Origin of the sequence: Xinfangfangia pollutisoli (assembly GCF_020179405.1) — a bacterium.
GTDB lineage: Bacteria > Pseudomonadota > Alphaproteobacteria > Rhodobacterales > Rhodobacteraceae > Pseudogemmobacter > Pseudogemmobacter pollutisoli.
This window is the reverse complement of the sequence record NZ_JAICBZ010000024.1, coordinates 1-16,830: the sequence shown is the minus strand read 5'-3', so window position 1 is coordinate 16,830 and position 16,830 is coordinate 1. Positions and strand designations below refer to the sequence as shown.

The window sequence follows — 16,830 nt, the reverse complement described above, 5'->3', positions numbered from 1 at the left end:
GCGGCCCCGGCGGCCTTGGCCTACCGGCGCGGCAGACCGATCCAGCGCGGCACCCGGCGCTGATAGGCGGCATAGGCGGGGCCATGCGCGGCCAGCATCAGCCGCTCTTCGCTGCGGATCTGCAGGCTTGCCGCGGCCAGAACCAGCAGCAGGGCAATCAGGGTCGGCAGCGCGGGCAAGGCCAGCGCCAGACCGAGCAGCAGCAGCACCTGGCCCAGGAAGGTGGGGTTGCGCGACAGCGAAAACAGCCCGCCCGTCACCAATTGCCCCGCAGCACCCTGCGCCACGCCGACCCGCCATGAGGCCCCCATGCCCGATTGCGCCACCAGCGCCAGCCCCGCCCCGGCCCAGGCCAGCAGCGCCGCCAGAACTGCGCCAAGCCCGGTTTGCGGCAGGTCGCGCCACAGCGGATCGGCCCTGTGCAGCGCGGGGACCGCCCGCCACAGAAGCGGGCCCAGGACCGCCAGTGCAAAGCCCGCGCGAAAGCCCAGCGCCGCCAGCCGGTCGGCCCCTTTGGCGCCGGGAAACAGCCAGACCCGCTGCCCCGCCGCCCTCAGCCGCAGAGTGCCCAGCGCGAACAGCGCCAGATACAGGCCCAGCGCCGCGAAAGCGGCCCAGCCGGAGGGCGCGATCATCCTAGCCCTCCCGCGTCGGATCGAAGCGCAACAGGCGCAGCGCGTTCAGCGTGACCAGCACCGTTGCGCCGGTATCGGCCAGGATCGCGATCCACAGACCCGTCAGCCCCAGAACCGAGGTGACCAGAAACACCGCCTTCAGCCCCAGCGCCACGGCGACATTCTGGCGGATATTGCCCATCGTCGCCCGCGCCAGCCGGATCAGCGCCGGCACATCCTGCACCCGGTCGCGCAGGATCGCCGCATCGGCGGTTTCCAGCGCCACATCGGTGCCCGAGCCCATGGCGACGCCCACGCCCGCCTGTTTCAGCGCCGGGGCGTCGTTGATGCCGTCGCCGATCATCATCACCCCGCCCTCGGCCGCCATCTCGCGGATCACGCCCAGCTTGTCTTCGGGCAGCATCTCGGCGCGGAAGGCCATGCCCAGCTGCCCGGCAATCGCCTCGGCGGTGCGGGGATTGTCGCCGGTCAGGATGACCGGAGCGATCCCCATCGCCCGCAATTGCCGCATCGCCTCGGCCGCATCGGCGCGCGGCTCGTCGCGCAGCGCGATCAGGCCCAGCGGCTGGCCTTCGCGGAAGACCGCGACCACCGTCTTGCCCTCGGCCTCCAGCGCGCGCGCCACGTCCTGCTGCGCCGGCGCCAGCCCGCCCGCCTCGGCCGCATGGCGGGGCGAGGCGACCCAGGCCTGGGCGCCTTCCACAAGCGCCTGAACCCCCTTGCCGGGGATCGCCCGCGCCTCGCGCGCCGGCAGGGGCGCCAGCGCCTGTTGGTCCGCGCGGCGCAGGATCGCCTGGGCCAGCGGATGGCTGGACCCGGCCTCGACCGCCGCCGCCACCGCCAGCAGATCGCCTTCCGCCACATCGGGCGCGGGGCGCAGATCGGTGACGACGGGCTTGCCATGGGTCAGCGTGCCGGTCTTGTCAAAGGCGATGCGCCGCACCGCCGCCGCCGCCTCGATCACAGCACCACCCTTCATCAAAAGCCCGCGCCGCGCCCCCGAAGACAGGGCCGAGGCGATCGAGGCCGGAACCGAGATCACCAGCGCGCAGGGGCAACCGATCAGCAGAAGCGCCAGGCCGCGATAGATCCAGACCTGCCAGTCCAGCCCCAGCGCCAGCGGCGGCAGCAGGACGACCAGCGCCGAGACCGCGACGATGGCGGGCATGTACCAGCGGCTGAACCGGTCGATGAAACGCTCGGTCGGCGCCCGCGCCTCTTCGGCCTCTTCGACCAGGCGGATGATCCGCGCGATGGTATTGTCGGCGGGTTCGCGGCTGACGCGGATCCGCAAGGCAGCCTCGGTGTTGATCGCGCCGGCATAGACCGCCGCCCCCGGGCCGCGGGTGACGGGCACGCTTTCGCCGGTGACCGGGCTTTCGTCGATGCCGCTTGTGCCCTCGACGATCTCGCCATCGGCGGGGATCCGGTCGCCCGGGCGCACCAGTACGGTCTGGCCGATCAGCAGACTGTCGGCCGGAACCTCGCTTATGCGTCCGTCCTGTTCCAGAAGCGCGGTCTTCGGCACCAGATCGCCCAGGGCACGGATACTGTCGCGCGCCTTGCCGGCCGCCACGCCTTCCAGCACCTCGCCCACCGCGAACAGGAACACGACCAAAGCCGCCTCTTCGGCCGCGCCGATCACCAGGGCACCCAGCGCGGCGATGGTCATCAGGCTTTCGATGGTGAAGGGCTGGCCCAGACGCAGCGCCGCGAAAGCCCGCTGCGCCACCGGCGCAAGGCCGATGACACAGGCCAGCGCGAAGGCCCAGCCGCCATATTCGGCCGAGACGAACAGCTCGAACCCCCAGGCCAGCGCCAGAAGCAGCCCGGTGCCCAGCACCAGCCGCCCCTTGCCGCTGCGATACCAGGGCTTGCCGCGATCGGCCGGATCGTCATGCAGATGGCCCGCAGCCGCAGGCGCCGCGCCGTGATCGTGGCCGTGGTCATGATCGTGATCATGGTCATGATCCGCCGTCGCGCCATGACCGGCGCAGCCCGGACCATGGACATGCGCGCGCGCGCCGCTGCGCGCCCCCGCCCCGTCGGACAGCGGCGCGATCTGATAGCCCAGCTTGCGCACCGTCTCTTCCACCTGGCCCGGCGCCGTCGCCCCCGGGGCAAGCGCCAGCGACAGACGCTCGCTCATCAGCGCGACCTTCACCTCGCTGACACCCGGCAGCCGCTCGACCGCCTTCGTCACCTTCACGGTGCAGGCGGCGCAATCCATGCCGCTGACCGTCCATTGATATTTCGTCGCTTCGCGCATCGCGGCCTCCTGCCCGGACTTGGGTCCGGTCGACTTGTCTGCATCGATTCGCAGGGATACATGCTCTAGCAACTAGAGCTTCAAGAGGTTTCTCATGCTGACGATCGGAAAGCTAAGCCAGGCCGCCGGGGTGAAGGTGCCGACCATCCGCTATTACGAACAGATCGGCCTTCTGCCCGAAGCCGACCGCAGCAGTGGCAACCAGCGGCTTTACGGCCAGAAGACGCTGGAGCGGCTTTGCTTCGTGCGCCATGCCCGCGACCTGGGCTTCCCGCTGGACGCGATCCGCGAATTGCTGCGCCTGGCGGACCAGCCCGACATGCCCTGCGCCTCGGCCGACGAGATCGCGCGGCGGCAGCTGATCGCGGTGAAGGAACGCATCCAGCGCTTGCAGGCCCTGCAGACCGAGCTGCAGCGGATGGTGGCGCAATGCGCCCATGGCACGATTTCGGACTGCCGGGTGATCGACGTTCTGGGCAATCACGACCTGTGCCTGCATGCCGATCACGGGCACTGACCGGCGGCGCAGTGCCTGACCCAAGGGGGGTGGCGATCGCGGAAGAGCAGGAATTTGCGTGCGATTCCAGAGGCATGGTCGGTATATCAGCCCAGAACCGAGCCTTGAGAAATCAAGGGGTTACAGTCGCGACTGTAAACGGGTGAGGCTTTGAATCCACGCCCCCGTGAAGGGGCGACCGAAGTGGAGCCAGAAGGTGATCCCCTCGCGCCTGTTTCGATCCACGCCCCGCGAAGGGGCGACCAGCGACCCCGGTGGCGATCGAGGGCGCCACCGGGGTTTCGATCCACGCCCCCGCGAAGGGGCGACCGGGCGACTATTGGGAAAACGACCCGTCCTGCTGGGTGTTTCGATCCACGCCCCCGCGAAGGGGCGACCATTCATGCGGCCTCCTTGAGCCAGCTGGTGACGGTGTTTCGATCCACGCCCCCGCGAAGGGGCGACGCTGGAACAGCTCGACGCCTCGGCTCTGGAGGTGTTTCGATCCACGCCCCCGCGAAGGGGCGACGGCGCGGCAGATCGTCCAGACAGAGAGACATGTCGTTTCGATCCACGCCCCCGCGAAGGGGCGACACGCGGTCGGCCTGATCGTCCAGGCCGCGGAGGTGTTTCGATCCACGCCCCCGCGAAGGGGCGACGGACCCTGCCAAGTCCATGCCGGCGCGCGAATTGTTTCGATCCACGCCCCCGCGAAGGGGCGACGCGGCGCACGATCTGGCCTATCACCTCGGCAAGTTTCGATCCACGCCCCCGCGAAGGGGCGACTGCCGGGGATGTATTCCTTCGTCCGGTTCGGCGACGTTTCGATCCACGCCCCCGCGAAGGGGCGACGGCGCGCGGCGTCCCTGAGGGGCCGGGCAGCGAGTTTCGATCCACGCCCCCGCGAAGGGGCGACCGCCGAAGGTGCGCGACCCGCGGCTGGACTGGCAGGTTTCGATCCACGCCCCCGCGAAGGGGCGACGTCGGTTCCTTTGGCGCGCCCGCGCCTCTGAAGGCGTTTCGATCCACGCCCCCGCGAAGGGGCGACGTGCAGCCGCCGGCGGTGCGGCAGGCATGACCATGTTTCGATCCACGCCCCCGCGAAGGGGCGACCTGCAGCCGCGTATGACCGGGCCGGTATCCTTGCTGTTTCGATCCACGCCCCCGCGAAGGGGCGACCGGCTGCGTCATCATCCGGTCCGGCCGTTCCAGCTGTTTCGATCCACGCCCCCGCGAAGGGGCGACCTTTCGTTCGGCTTCGACGGTCATGCCATTCCGGGGTTTCGATCCACGCCCCCGCGAAGGGGCGACGACTGCGGCCCGGACGGCCCGAGGCTAAAGGCATGGTTTCGATCCACGCCCCCGCGAAGGGGCGACGCGCCGATCCTTGCCAGGCCCTTGCCACCACGCCGTGTTTCGATCCACGCCCCCGCGAAGGGGCGACCGGCAACACCTTCTACAATGTCCCCACCGGGTTGTTTCGATCCACGCCCCCGCGAAGGGGCGACGCGCGGGTCTTGGCCGCGGCGGTTTCGGTGCCGGTGTTTCGATCCACGCCCCCGCGAAGGGGCGACCAACCTCGCCGCGCTGAATGAAGTTTTTCATGAGTTTCGATCCACGCCCCCGCGAAGGGGCGACTCTGGTCTCGCACACCGAAGGGGACCTTCGGCCGTTTCGATCCACGCCCCCGCGAAGGGGCGACCCACCGAATACCTGCTTTGAGCCCTTTATCATCGGCGTTTCGATCCACGCCCCCGCGAAGGGGCGACTGGTTGCCCCCACGGATGGCGGCATTGGTGTCGGGTTTCGATCCACGCCCCCGCGAAGGGGCGACCGGCATCGCAGGTTTGCGACGCCAACCAGAACTGGTTTCGATCCACGCCCCCGCGAAGGGGCGACCCAGCACAGCCCGGTGCGCGGCTCGGCCAATGTCGTTTCGATCCACGCCCCCGCGAAGGGGCGACCTGAGCGACGGTACCAAAGAGCGTCGGATCTGCGGCGTTTCGATCCACGCCCCCGCGAAGGGGCGACAGGAAACGCGGGAGTTTGCAATGCAGATTGAAAGGTTTCGATCCACGCCCCCGCGAAGGGGCGACTTGACCCGGCTTCCACTTCTGATCTGGATTTGGGTTTCGATCCACGCCCCCGCGAAGGGGCGACGCACAGGCGACCGGCAACGGTGATGCTGTCGATGTTTCGATCCACGCCCCCGCGAAGGGGCGACATCGGCAGCCCCGGTGGTTAGATGTGGTCGTAAAGTTTCGATCCACGCCCCCGCGAAGGGGCGACCGGATGGGGCCATTGCGGCAACCCAGATCGGCCTGTTTCGATCCACGCCCCCGCGAAGGGGCGACCGCCGCTTCCCGTTCTCTCGCTTCCACCCGAACAGAGTTTCGATCCACGCCCCCGCGAAGGGGCGACAAACCCCAGCCCGCCGTCTTGCCGCTCGTAGAAGTTTCGATCCACGCCCCCGCGAAGGGGCGACCATGGTGCGCCGCTGGGAAAAGCTGACCGGCCGGCCGTTTCGATCCACGCCCCCGCGAAGGGGCGACACCCCGTCCGGCGCGATCGGCGCCAAGCGCATGGTGTTTCGATCCACGCCCCCGCGAAGGGGCGACAAACACTCGCTGCCCGCGTTGCCGTTGGAACAGTGTTTCGATCCACGCCCCCGCGAAGGGGCGACCTGATTGATCAGCGCCTCAGTTGCGCCGAAGGTCTTGTTTCGATCCACGCCCCCGCGAAGGGGCGACTCTCGTGCCGACAGAACGAATGGCAGAAAAGCATCGCGTTTCGATCCACGCCCCCGCGAAGGGGCGACACCCCGAAGCCGAGAATATGCACGGTGTCCGGCTGTTTCGATCCACGCCCCCGCGAAGGGGCGACGACAGGGAGGACCGGCGGCGGAAATGGGAGGACGCGTTTCGATCCACGCCCCCGCGAAGGGGCGACCGCGGCACAGATATGCGCGACCGCGATGATGCGCGTTTCGATCCACGCCCCCGCGAAGGGGCGACGCTCCCCGGGCCTCTGAATGGCGGTGTTCATCAAGTTTCGATCCACGCCCCCGCGAAGGGGCGACACGGGGAGAGCAACCACCTCGCAATATAGAAGGCGGTTTCGATCCACGCCCCCGCGAAGGGGCGACCACATCTATGCTAAACGCTTCTCGAAACGGAGAGAAACAGCACAAAAATGCGAACTGCCCCCCCCTGCGACGCAATTTGCAGTCATACGGAGTTGCCGCGGTTTTTTATCTCACGTTTTCAAAGATCTGCCGCTCTGCGAACCTGGCGAAACTAGCGAACATGCTTGACCTTCGCAACATCGACCCGGAATCAGACGATGAGAGGCCCGTTCAGATCGGTCGACGGTTTCGCCCCGACATGCTCGACTTTCCGAGACCAATTGCTGCCAAGATAATAATAGCGAAGGCTGTCGACGTCCGAACGAATAATCCCCTCGATCCTGGCCTTCAGTTTCGCCCATTGCGCGGGGTCGATCTCGATTTCAAATACCGAAAACTGAACCCGCTGGCCGAAATCTTCGCAGGCGCGGGCCAGGCGCCGCAAGCGCTTCTTACCGCCGTCCTCCAACGTGTTCACATCATAGGTGACAAGCACCAGCATCTCAGCTCCAGAACCAGGGCGGATAGGCGTCGATATCGCCGCGCAAATGGCGGGCCAGCATCTGCGCCTGAAGATAGGGCACCAGACCGAAGGGCGCCTTTTCCTGCAGGAAAGGATGCAGACGCTCTTCCCTTTTGCGCTCTTGCCAGGCGGTCAGCACCAGTCGGCGCGCGTCATCGGTCATCAGAACCGCGCCGCCCTCCATCCGCCGAAAGTCGCCAGCCCGCAGCTGGCGGCGGTTGACCAGCGACAGCGCCAGCCGGTCGGCCAGCGGCGCGCGCAATTCCTCCATCAGATCAAGAGCCAGGCTTGGCCGGCCGGGCCGGTCGCGATGCAGGAAGCCGACGGCAGGATCCACCCCGATCGCTTCGCAGGCGGAACGGCAGTCATGGGTCAGCAGCGTGTAAAGAAAGGATAGAAGCGCGTTCATCCCGTCCAGCGGTGGACGGCGCGAGCGGCCGGTCCAGCGCAACTCGGCATCTGGAGAACGGATAAGATGGCCGAACACACCAAAATACAGCGTCGCCGCCTCGCCTTCCGAGCCGCGCATGAGATCGACTGTCTCATCCTTCAGCTGCACCCGTCGCAGAATCATCGCCATGCGTTCAGTCGCGGCAGCAAGGGCGTCGCGCGTCTCGGACGGCATCTCGTCACCATAGTCGCGCAAGGCGCGACGGATCACCGCGCGCTGATTGGCGATCTTTCCCATGACGATCGAGCGCACCACATCCTCGGCCCGGTCGGCCAGGCGGTACTGCGCGCGGCGCAAAAGGACATTGCCGCTGACCGGCCCTTCGATCCGGGCCTGGAACCGGCCGGCACGATCCAGAAGCGCCAGCGTGATCCCGCGTTCGGCACAAACACCGATCAGCGCCGGCGAGACCAGGATCGGCCCGAAAACCACAATCGAGGCCAACATGTGCAGCGGCACCCGCGCCTTCTCGGCGCCTTCGACCTCGGCCACCAGGTTTTCGCCGTCCTTTTTCAGGGCGGCACCTTCGCTGGTCACATAGACGGTATTGAGAAGCTTCTTCATTCCGAGGCCCCGGGCGCCAGCGCCTTTTCGACCATTCGGTCGCGCCATTGCCTGACCGGCCGGGCGAAAGTTTCGGGCCGGCATAGGTCAATCAGCGAACAGGCGCGGCAGCGGCTTTTATGCGGTGTCGGCGGCGGCGTCATGCGGCTGGCAAAGAGGGCGGCCAGATCGGCCACGGTGGCTTCGGTCAACCGGCGCAAATCGGCGTCGAAGGGCACGGTCACGCGGCGGCGGGTTTCAGCATAGTACAGCGCGCCTTCGGGAACGGGCTGACCGGTCATCTCTTCCAGACACAGGCCCTGCGCGCACAACTGCACCTCATCGGCGCGATGCAGCTTCGGCTTGCCGCGCTTGTATTCGACGGGAAAAGCCGTCTCGCCCGCCGGGCCCGGCAGGAACTCCACCAGATCCGCCGTGCCAGAAAGGTTCAGCCGCCGGCAGGCAAGCGGCAGCGCCAGAACCCGCCGCAGCCCCCGCATCTTCCGACTGCCGCCCTTGTCGGCGACCGCATGCAGGACATCGCCTTCTGCGGTGAAGCGGTTCTCGGCCCAAAGCCTTTCGATATGGATCAGCGCGGCCTGGCGCAGGCAGTAGACCGCATGTTGCAAGGCCGAGAGGGGTATGGGGTCCTCTTCGGCCGGCATGTCTAGGCCAGGTCCAGGATCTCGACGCCCGACGGCAGATCCTCCTGGTCGATCTTCACCATGTAATCCGAGAACTTGCGGGCCGGCGCCAGGTTGCCAAGCCCCTTGTCGTCAAGATCTCGAAACGCGCCATCCACGTTGCGGCCGATCTTCACCCGGTCGAACAGCACATGCGCCGGGGCATTGCCCAAGGCGTTCTCGTGGCGGAAGACGACCAGCTTGCGGGTGGTCATCTCGCCGCGCGCGGCCGAGCGGTCATGTTCGAACATCGAGACCAGCGCCTCGAACAGAAGATCGAGATCGGCGTCGGAAAAGCCCGTCCGTTCGGCGAATTTGGCCGAGATGAAGCCATGCGCGACGTAAAGGCCATAGGGAACGATATGTTTGCGGCCCATGGTACGATTGTCGCTGCGCTGGTCGCCATCGGCGCCCTCGGCCGTTTTCTTCTTTTCGGCCTCGTTCGTCGCGGCCATCCGGGTCACGGTGATCTCGACCGGCAGGATCGGCTCGACTGAACTGGCGAAGGTCATCTGGACCGGGCCCTTGACCTGGCCGCAATTGATGCCGGTGGACATCACCGCCCCGAAGGTGCGCACGTCGAAGAAGTTCCGGCACATGAAGTCGCGCAGGCGGATCGCTTCGGCATCATCTTTCGGGTTCAGCTTCGGCTCTTTCTGCGCCTTCGGGTCGTCAGGGCGCAGCGCGACATAGGCCTGACGATGCTTATCGTTCAGGATCGCACCCTCTTCCACGTAGATGTGGAACCCATCCTGGCCGGTGCGGGCAAGTTCCACATAGTTGCGGATCTTGCGTTTCAGGCTGACATCAGAGACCAGGCCGTGATTGGTCTCGGGGTCAAGCCGCGGCAGATTGCCGGCGTCGGGATCGCCATTCGGATTGCCATTCGTCACGTCGAAGATCAGCACGAAATCGTGGCGGCGGGAAAGCGTGGTCATTCTTCGGTCTCCGTCGAGGGGGTGGCGCCGGCGTCATGCTTGCGGAAAAAATCGCTGCGCTGGTGGTAATATCCGATGCCGAACAGCGCCTGTTCCTGACTGGACAGCGAGGCGGGGATCGGGTCGTTTCCCGCCTCCATCAGATCGGTGATCGTCATCAGAAGCCGCTCCAGATTGACGGCGCGGCCGGGGCTTTGCTTTTTCAGCTTCGAGAAATGCGGCTGAGAGCCTGAATTCAGCGCGGCAAACACCTTTTGCGGGGCGGCCGAGGCCGCGCCATAGAATTTGTCCTTGATGGTGGCATTCACATTGCCGCCCAGGGCGGCGCGCTGGACTTCCTCGTAGACGGCGAACAGCCGGCCAAGGGCATAGCCCTTGTTCGTATTGGCGGGATCGAGCGCCACGGGAACCTCCAGTTTGAAATTGCGGATCAGGACGGATTTCAGCAGCGCCACGCGCAGCGCATTGGCATCGCCATCGGCGCGCAGACGCATCAGCGCCGCCGTCATCAGCGTTAGGGGATAGGGCGTGCCGGTCAGGATCGCGCGCATCCATTCGCCAGCCAGATTGGGCGGCACGTTCTCCGATTTCCCTAGCACCGCGATGTCGCGCAAGTAGCGCCAGAGCGCCGGCCAGCCATCACGAGGCGGCGGCTCAAGCCGGGTGTCGGAGAGGAACCTTTGATAGTTCGCGGTCAGGGCGCCGAAATCATCTTCCCAGTAGAAGCGCACCGCCAGCCGGGCGGCATTGGGGGCAAGCCCCAGAACGTAAAACCGTACCCCCTTGTCCAGCCGCGGGGCGATCTCGGCCAGCCGCCGGCCGTCCCTGATCTGCGCAAGCCTGTCGGCGACGATCGCCGTCGCGGCCCTGTCTTCGCCGGCCGAGTCAAAAAAGGCCGCAAACATGACCTCAGCTTCGGCAGCATCTTCAAGATCGCTGGCATCCGCCCAGAACACCGTCGAGGCATCGCCGATCTGGATGCGATGACCGCTGCCCTTTTCCAAATAGCGGTTGAGCGCAGTGGTATAGGCAAAGACCGCTGCCTCTGAGACCGGGGCATTGTCGCCCTGTTCGTGGCCGTAAGAGGTGAAGGCATCGAGGTTAAAGGAAACGAGGCTGGCGCCCGAGGATTGCGCGCCCCAGACCCCTTTCACGGACGGGTGCAGACGCGCGACCGGCCCCGGCTCGCCCGTCACGAGGCAGATCTGCGGGTCCGAAGCCGCTTCGGCACCGATCTGCCGCCAAAGCGCCTTCGCTGCGGGCCGATCCTGAAGGAAGCGGTCTCGGTATTCATCAGCCAGCGCGAAAACCAGGTTCTGGTCGCGCAAATCGTCTGGCCAAAGCGGCGGCGCGAAGGTTTCGGGTGTCCAGGTTTCAAGAAACCGCAGGAAGGCCAGCAGGCCCGGATCCTCGGTCCCGGCAAGCCATTCCGAGTGCTGCGCGCGGAATTTCGCATGTTCTTCGGCGGTGCGTTTGCCCTCGCCCGCGGTCACGCCGAGGACATAGGCGGTCTTGTCCCACAGAAAATTCGGGGCGATGCCGACCGTGCGCTTCCGGGCCTGCGGCACCATCAGCATCCTGGGGCTGCGTTTCTTGTCGCTGTCGCGCAGGTCGACCACCTCGGCGACCGCGCCATCCCGGGCCAACACCACGCAGAATCCGATCTTTTCGGAAGAAAACCCGAAAGGCGGCGCGTCCGGCAGGCGGTCATAGGCGCGGACCAGCGCGGCAAGAAGGCTCATCGCCGCACCTCGGCACTGTCTGGCCCCGGCACCTCCATCACGCCATCGCGCAGGCCGGCGCGGAAGAAAAGCGAGGGGCGGCCCGGGGCGGCGTGGTCGATATCCCAAAGCATGAAGCCCAGATCGCGCGGCGTGCCGAAGCCAAGATCGGCGGTTTCGGCCTGGGGATCGCGGAAAGGCAGCGGCGCATCGGGCGGGATCAGGGCGAAGCTGGCGGCGAATTCCCGGGTGCCGAGGCAAGGCTGGTGAAAGCACTGCCCCCGCGCCGCCCGGCGGTTGAATATATCAAGATGCTTGCCTTCCGTATCCTCGGCACCCGCCTTTGCGGTCAGCTCGAAATGCGCCTCGATCACATAAGCGGGCGCGACAAGAACGGTCGAGGCACGCTGCTGGCGATCTTCATCGACAAGGATCTGCAGCCCTTCCAGATCGCCACGGTTCATCGCCCGCTTGATATTCCCGGCCGGGGCCTTGTGCCCCACCTCATTGCGCCGGATCGACTGGAAGCGGATCGGCTCCAGCACATGGATCCGATCAATCACCCAGCGGATCGCCGGTTTCCAGTGGATCGCCTCAAGCACGCCGCGCGCGGCCGATGGCGTCATCACGTCATAGGAAACCCGTTCCACCTTCATCTCGGGGCGCGTGAAAAGGCCGTAGCGGCCCCATACATGCAGGCGTATTCCGTAAGCCATGTTCCCCCCGCTCTTCCTGCCAAATTAGCCAGAGGCAGGAATCATACAAGCCGAATTTCCCGGAACCAGGTAGATTCCCGGCATCACCCCGACCGCGGCGCGCAATGGAAAACTTGCATTCTGGATGCAAAAAATCCCACTCAATTCCCGTTCAAATCACACTTTCTTCCAGCGACAGATATTCGGCACTTTCCCACCAAAGCCCAATATCCTCGCGGTAAAGCGACGGATCGCACAGGACGAAAAACTGATCGCCGCGCAGATCGGGATTGCGGAAGGTTCCCTTGCCGTTTTCCCGCATGATCGCCCGCGCTTTCGCCGGCACCTGCACCGTATGAGCCTGAAGCTTGCGGGCGATCAGGCTGGACGGGATCTGCGCAAGCCCCAGCTTCTCCACCCAGTCCGCGGCCTCGGGATCAAGGGGGACGATCACCGGGACCATCGCGCTTTCGATCATGCGGAACTGCGCCGCAACGCTGCGAAAAGCAAAATCCGTTCCGCTGCGGGAAAGACCGAATTGCTCAACCATCAGCTGGCCAAGCTATGTAACGCCGGCGCGCCAGTAGACATGCTCAAACCAGTCGCGGATCGCCTCAGGCGCCAGCAGATCGCCCGCAAAGCGCGCGGCCGTGCCAGTCATCGCCTGAGCAAGTACCCGGATCTCGTTCGGCATCGGCCGACCGGGTGCCGAGAAGATGGTCAATGTGCTGGTCATCACCGGCCGCTTGCCTTCCCGGTTGACCCGCCCCGCAGCCTGCACGCAGGAATCGAGCCCGGCTTCCGCGCGCCACCCGATCGGAAAGTCCAGGTCGATCCCCGCCTCGATCAGGCTGGTCGCAATCAAGCGACAGGGTAGGCCTGCGTCCAGCCTCTGTCGGATCTCGGCGATAACCCGGCGCCGATGGGCGGGATATTGGCGGGTCGTCAGATGGATCACCCCGTCCAATCCCGCAGCCCTTGCCGCTTCGAAGAGATCCAGAGCATGGGCGCGGCTGTTGACGATGACCATGCCCTGCGGCGCGCCACCAAGTGCCTCAACCAATGCGGCATCGTCCATCTCGCCAGCCCGAAGGATCGTCACCCGGCGCAGCTGGCGGGCCAGCTCTTCGGGGTCGGGCGCCAGCTCGCGGCCAGCCAGAGGCAAGCCTCCGGTCTGCAACTGTCGACTGTCGAAAGCGGGCTGCGTGGCGGTGCAAAGGACGATCGAACAGCCATACTGCACCGCAAGCGCATCAAGCATCCGCAGCACCGGCAGCAGCAGCTTGCGCGGCAGGCATTGTGCCTCGTCCAAAACAATGATCGAGCCCGCGATATTGTGCAGCTTGCGGCAGCGTGAGGGGCGGGCCGCGAACAGGCTTTCGAAAAGCTGCACATTGGTCGTGACCACGATCGGGGCGGCCCAATCCTCCATCGCAAGGCGCAGCTTGTCGCGCTGTTCAGCCCCCGGCTTTTCCTCGTCGATGCTGGAATGATGCTCCAGGACGACATCACCGAAGAGATTTCGGAAGATCTCGGCGGTCTGGTCGATCACCGAGGTGTAGGGAATTGCATAGATAATCCGGCGGTGGCCATACTTTGCCGCATGGTCTAACGCAAACCCCATCGAAGCCAGCGTCTTTCCGCCGCCCGTCGGCACGGTCAAGGTAAAAAGGCCGGGCGCCATCTCGGCTTTGGCGCGGACATGCGCCAGGATTCCGGCGCGAAGGCGGTTCAGATCGCCTGTGGCTGAGAAGCCGGCGATTTTCGCGTCGAAGGCCTGCGTCAGTTGCGGAAGGATGCTCTGCAGCACGGGCCAGTCCCGATCACGCAGACGCGCCTCAAGACGATCGTAAAAAGCTTCGGTATCGCGGAAGTCGGCATCCACCAGACAGGAAAACACCATACGCCCGGCGACCGACAGATCGAAAGCCTCCTGCTGCGTCCGCTGCTTCAGGTCTGCTGGTGAAAGGGAACGCGGATCGCGCCGGTCGCGGAAGCTCCGCGCCGACAGTTCTTTCAGCGCGGGCATTAGATCGACTGGTGCGGCGGCGATGTCGGCAGGAAGCTTGTCGACAGAACTGTCGATCCGGTTCTGGAGGCTCGCCTCAGACCCACGCCGGTCTGGCAAACCGGCGTGATGCCCGAGAATGGCATAGGCCAGAACTTCGGCGGCGTAGCGCGTCAGGGGCGTCGCCCGATCCAGAACCAACCGCCCGCCGGCAGTCGAGTGATCGACGCGCACCGCTTCTCCGCAGAGGATTCGATCGAAGGCCGGGTCATATTTCCCGAGATCATGCCATCGGGCCGCAAGCCCTGCGGTTTTCCCCAGACCAAATCGGGAGCCGCGGGCTTCGGCAAGTTCTGCTGTCGCCTGAAGGTGTTCTTCAAGATCTTGCCAGTCGCTTCGCGCAACAAGGTCATATCCAGAATGTGCAAATGCCTTTCTTGGTGGCATTGCTCTACTCCGCCGGCCTGTGTTTCAATTGGTCTGAGAGACGATGCATGGTGGATATTTCCGAAGCGCTGTTCCAGTTCAGCCCAGGCAAATGAGATCACCTAGGTTCAAAACAACGACCCACCCAGCATGCTGGCACGGATTTCGGTGTCAAGTGATCGGCGGCGCCTGAGTCGATCGGTCGCCTGTCAGGGTCCTTCCTGCGTCCTGCTCGCCGGTCATCGCCCCTTTCGACTGCGCCAGGAACCTGCGATTTCGGGCGCTCAGCTGCGGCGAGAGTTACGCGTGGCATTTGCGACTAGATCCGAATGCCTTCGCCAATCGACCTCGCACCTGTAGCCCTTCGTCGACAATGCAACACATGATAACTACAAGCGACATATGCCGAACGAAATCCGCCTCATCTCCACCTTCTGCGAATAGCTGGGCAGCCTCAAAGACCTCAAGGCCGTCGCCCTGGTGGCCGCCCGGTTCGAGCGGCTTGGCCCAGGTCTGATCAGGGATACCAAGGTTTTCGAAGGAATTGGTGAGCGTCGGATCTACCATGGCCCTGGCTATCGGGTGTAATTCTGCCGCCAGGACGGGATGCTTGACATCCTGCTCTGCGGGGCACGAAGCGGACACAGGATCGAGACATCAAGCGCGCCAAGAAGGTAGCGCAGGAGATCGGTTATGACCACCAAGACCACCCCTTTTGACGCGGCCATATATCTGGGTGACCCTGAGGCTGAGGCGGCTTTCCTCCGCGACGCGCTGGAGACCGGGGATGCGGGATATGTGGCCCACACCCTGGGTGTGATCGTGCGCGCCCGCGGCATGTCTCAGGTCGCGCGGGACGCAGGCCTGAGCCGCGAGGCGCTTTACAAGGCCCTGTCGCCGACCGGCAACCCGACGCTTTCCACCCTTCTTGGCGTGACCAAGGCGCTAAACATCCGCCTTGAGGCCTCGACCATCCCGGGCGGCTGACAATTGGAGACACCAGATGCGATACTATACCGCCATCGTGCATAAGGACGCAAACAGCCCCTATGGGCTGAGCTTCCCGGATCTTCCGGGCTGCTTTGCGGCTGCTGACGACTGGAACGAGATCCCGGCGGCAGCGACCGAAGTGCTGGATCTGTGGTTCGAGGATCAGCCGGACGTCGCCCCTGCCCCGCTCGACACCCTGCGCCAGCGCGCCGATGTTGCGGCTCAGATCGCCCAGGGCGCGACACTGATCCCGATCCCCTATATCCCCGCCGACCGGGGCCCATCTGGCGATAAAATGCGGAAAACTGCGCGCCGTTAGTCCGCCCACGAAGGCCCAGAGGATAATCAGGCTGTCCCTTTCTGGCTCTGCAGGTCACCAGCGCCGCACAGACCGGGCCCCGGAACGCGTCCACCTCGGCCCGGGGCCAGATCCCGCGCGGGCCGCTGCACCGGCCTTCTCATGTTGAGAGAATCGCTTCACCCTCCTAGCCTTTCAGAACTTTCACGCAAAAGTCAGGTCGCATCCTCGGTCTTCTTTGGGGGCGGCACTGGTGCTGAAAAAGAGAGGTGACGAAGATGAAAGTGATCTTGCCTATAGCCCTCTGCATGGCCATGGCGACCAGCGCGCAGGCCTCATGCGACAAGGCCTTTGACGGGCTTTGGGGTTGGGAAGCCGAAGTGCAGGGCCAATGCACCGTGATGACCTTCGCAAACGACAGCCGCAAGAAACAGGTCGGGTCTGGAACCTGGACCAATGTCGGCGGCAGCTGCGATTACCAGTCGCCAAACAAGATCCTCGAAGCCGAATATGACAATCTGCGCTACAAGAATTTCTCGGCCAAGATGATCAACGCCGAGACCTGCGAGCTGACTTTCGGAACTGCGCGCGTGGCGGTGGACACTTATGGTGTCTGGGCGCCGGTCTCCAAGAAAGCCTGGGTAAAAAAGTCCGGTCGGAACGCCGTTTCCTTCTGTTTCGAAAATTCCGGGCATCAGCTGGCCCAATGCACCGACCTGTCCTATTCCGGCGCATGGAATTAGGTGGACCCTGACCCTTCTTCCGGCAAGGCCCCAGCCGATGATCGAAGCCAGGATCTGCCGGCCCTTTTGAAAGCCCCCTACCCCGCCGGATCCACCCCCGCCGCGGCGGCGTGCCTTGCCCTGCAGGTCACCAGCGCGGCGCGGTCCTGGGCCCAGAAGGCGACCACCTCGGCGCGCGTCAAATCCCGCGCGGGCAGCAGCACCGGGCTTTCGCAATCAGCGAAGGCGGTTGAGGTTTTCGGCGTCGCGCAGGCCGAGGCCGCAAGCGCCAGCGTCAGGGGCAGCAT

Annotated in this window: 15 protein-coding genes and 1 CRISPR repeat array; of the genes, 4 read left to right on the top strand and 11 right to left on the bottom strand. The window is 65.2% G+C overall.

Annotated features, from left to right (window positions below; genetic code table 11):
• Positions 1-20: 20 nt before the first annotated feature.
• Both K1Y73_RS09465 and K1Y73_RS09460 read right to left on the bottom strand, forming a co-directional pair.
• Positions 21-635, bottom strand: coding sequence for a methyltransferase family protein (locus tag K1Y73_RS09465; protein WP_225028046.1), 615 nt, complete (start codon positions 633-635; stop codon positions 21-23).
• A gap of 1 nt (position 636) precedes the next feature.
• On the bottom strand, positions 637-2,904 hold the full coding sequence (locus K1Y73_RS09460; protein WP_225028045.1) for a heavy metal translocating P-type ATPase: 2,268 nt from the start codon (positions 2,902-2,904) through the stop codon (positions 637-639).
• A 94-nt stretch (positions 2,905-2,998) separates the two neighbouring features.
• On the opposite strand from K1Y73_RS09460, the gene K1Y73_RS09455 reads away from it, so the two are divergent.
• Positions 2,999-3,421, top strand: a complete 423-nt coding sequence (locus tag K1Y73_RS09455; protein ID WP_225028044.1) for a MerR family transcriptional regulator — start codon at positions 2,999-3,001, stop codon at positions 3,419-3,421.
• Positions 3,422-3,699: 278 nt separating this feature from the next.
• Positions 3,700-6,545: direct repeats of the CRISPR family, unit length 31 nt; unit sequence GTTTCGATCCACGCCCCCGCGAAGGGGCGAC.
• A gap of 190 nt (positions 6,546-6,735) precedes the next feature.
• Here the strand turns inward: K1Y73_RS09455 and cas2 are convergent.
• The 8 genes from cas2 to K1Y73_RS09415 form a co-directional block, all read right to left on the bottom strand.
• Positions 6,736-7,026 (bottom strand): CRISPR-associated endonuclease Cas2, encoded by a 291-nt coding sequence (cas2, locus tag K1Y73_RS09450; protein WP_225028043.1) that lies wholly within the window; start codon positions 7,024-7,026, stop codon positions 6,736-6,738.
• 1 nt (position 7,027) lies between these two features.
• Positions 7,028-8,062 (bottom strand): type I-C CRISPR-associated endonuclease Cas1c, encoded by a 1,035-nt coding sequence (gene cas1c / locus K1Y73_RS09445; RefSeq protein ID WP_225028042.1) that lies wholly within the window; start codon positions 8,060-8,062, stop codon positions 7,028-7,030.
• Positions 8,059-8,706, bottom strand: coding sequence for a CRISPR-associated protein Cas4 (gene cas4 / locus K1Y73_RS09440; RefSeq protein ID WP_225028041.1), 648 nt, complete (start codon positions 8,704-8,706; stop codon positions 8,059-8,061). Before cas4 ends, cas1c begins: the two co-directional genes overlap by 4 nt.
• Before the next feature lie 2 nt (positions 8,707-8,708).
• Entirely contained in the window at positions 8,709-9,662 is a 954-nt protein-coding gene (gene cas7c / locus K1Y73_RS09435) for a type I-C CRISPR-associated protein Cas7/Csd2 (RefSeq protein ID WP_225028040.1), read from the bottom strand.
• Positions 9,659-11,404, bottom strand: coding sequence for a type I-C CRISPR-associated protein Cas8c/Csd1 (cas8c, locus tag K1Y73_RS09430; protein WP_225028039.1), 1,746 nt, complete (start codon positions 11,402-11,404; stop codon positions 9,659-9,661). Before cas8c ends, cas7c begins: the two co-directional genes overlap by 4 nt.
• Positions 11,401-12,099: a type I-C CRISPR-associated protein Cas5c gene (gene cas5c / locus K1Y73_RS09425; protein ID WP_225028038.1), complete on the bottom strand. Its 699-nt coding sequence runs from the start codon at positions 12,097-12,099 to the stop codon at positions 11,401-11,403. Before cas5c ends, cas8c begins: the two co-directional genes overlap by 4 nt.
• Before the next feature lie 151 nt (positions 12,100-12,250).
• A complete protein-coding gene (locus K1Y73_RS09420; RefSeq protein ID WP_225028037.1) occupies positions 12,251-12,556 on the bottom strand; it encodes a hypothetical protein in 306 nt (101 codons plus the stop codon).
• A gap of 84 nt (positions 12,557-12,640) precedes the next feature.
• Entirely contained in the window at positions 12,641-14,533 is a 1,893-nt protein-coding gene (locus tag K1Y73_RS09415; protein ID WP_225028036.1) for a CRISPR-associated endonuclease Cas3'', read from the bottom strand.
• Between the two features lie 672 nt (positions 14,534-15,205).
• Here K1Y73_RS09415 and K1Y73_RS09410 point away from each other — a divergent pair.
• From K1Y73_RS09410 to K1Y73_RS09400, 3 genes are all read left to right on the top strand, one after another.
• Positions 15,206-15,499, top strand: a complete 294-nt coding sequence (locus tag K1Y73_RS09410) for an addiction module antidote protein (protein WP_225028035.1) — start codon at positions 15,206-15,208, stop codon at positions 15,497-15,499.
• A 16-nt stretch (positions 15,500-15,515) separates the two neighbouring features.
• Complete coding sequence (locus K1Y73_RS09405; protein WP_225028034.1) at positions 15,516-15,821, top strand: type II toxin-antitoxin system HicB family antitoxin; 306 nt, start codon at positions 15,516-15,518, stop codon at positions 15,819-15,821.
• A 257-nt stretch (positions 15,822-16,078) separates the two neighbouring features.
• On the top strand, positions 16,079-16,543 hold the full coding sequence (locus K1Y73_RS09400) for a hypothetical protein (RefSeq protein WP_225028033.1): 465 nt from the start codon (positions 16,079-16,081) through the stop codon (positions 16,541-16,543).
• 77 nt (positions 16,544-16,620) lie between these two features.
• Here the strand turns inward: K1Y73_RS09400 and K1Y73_RS09395 are convergent.
• The coding region (locus K1Y73_RS09395) for a hypothetical protein (protein WP_225028032.1) at positions 16,621-16,830 on the bottom strand (210 nt) is incomplete at its 5' end.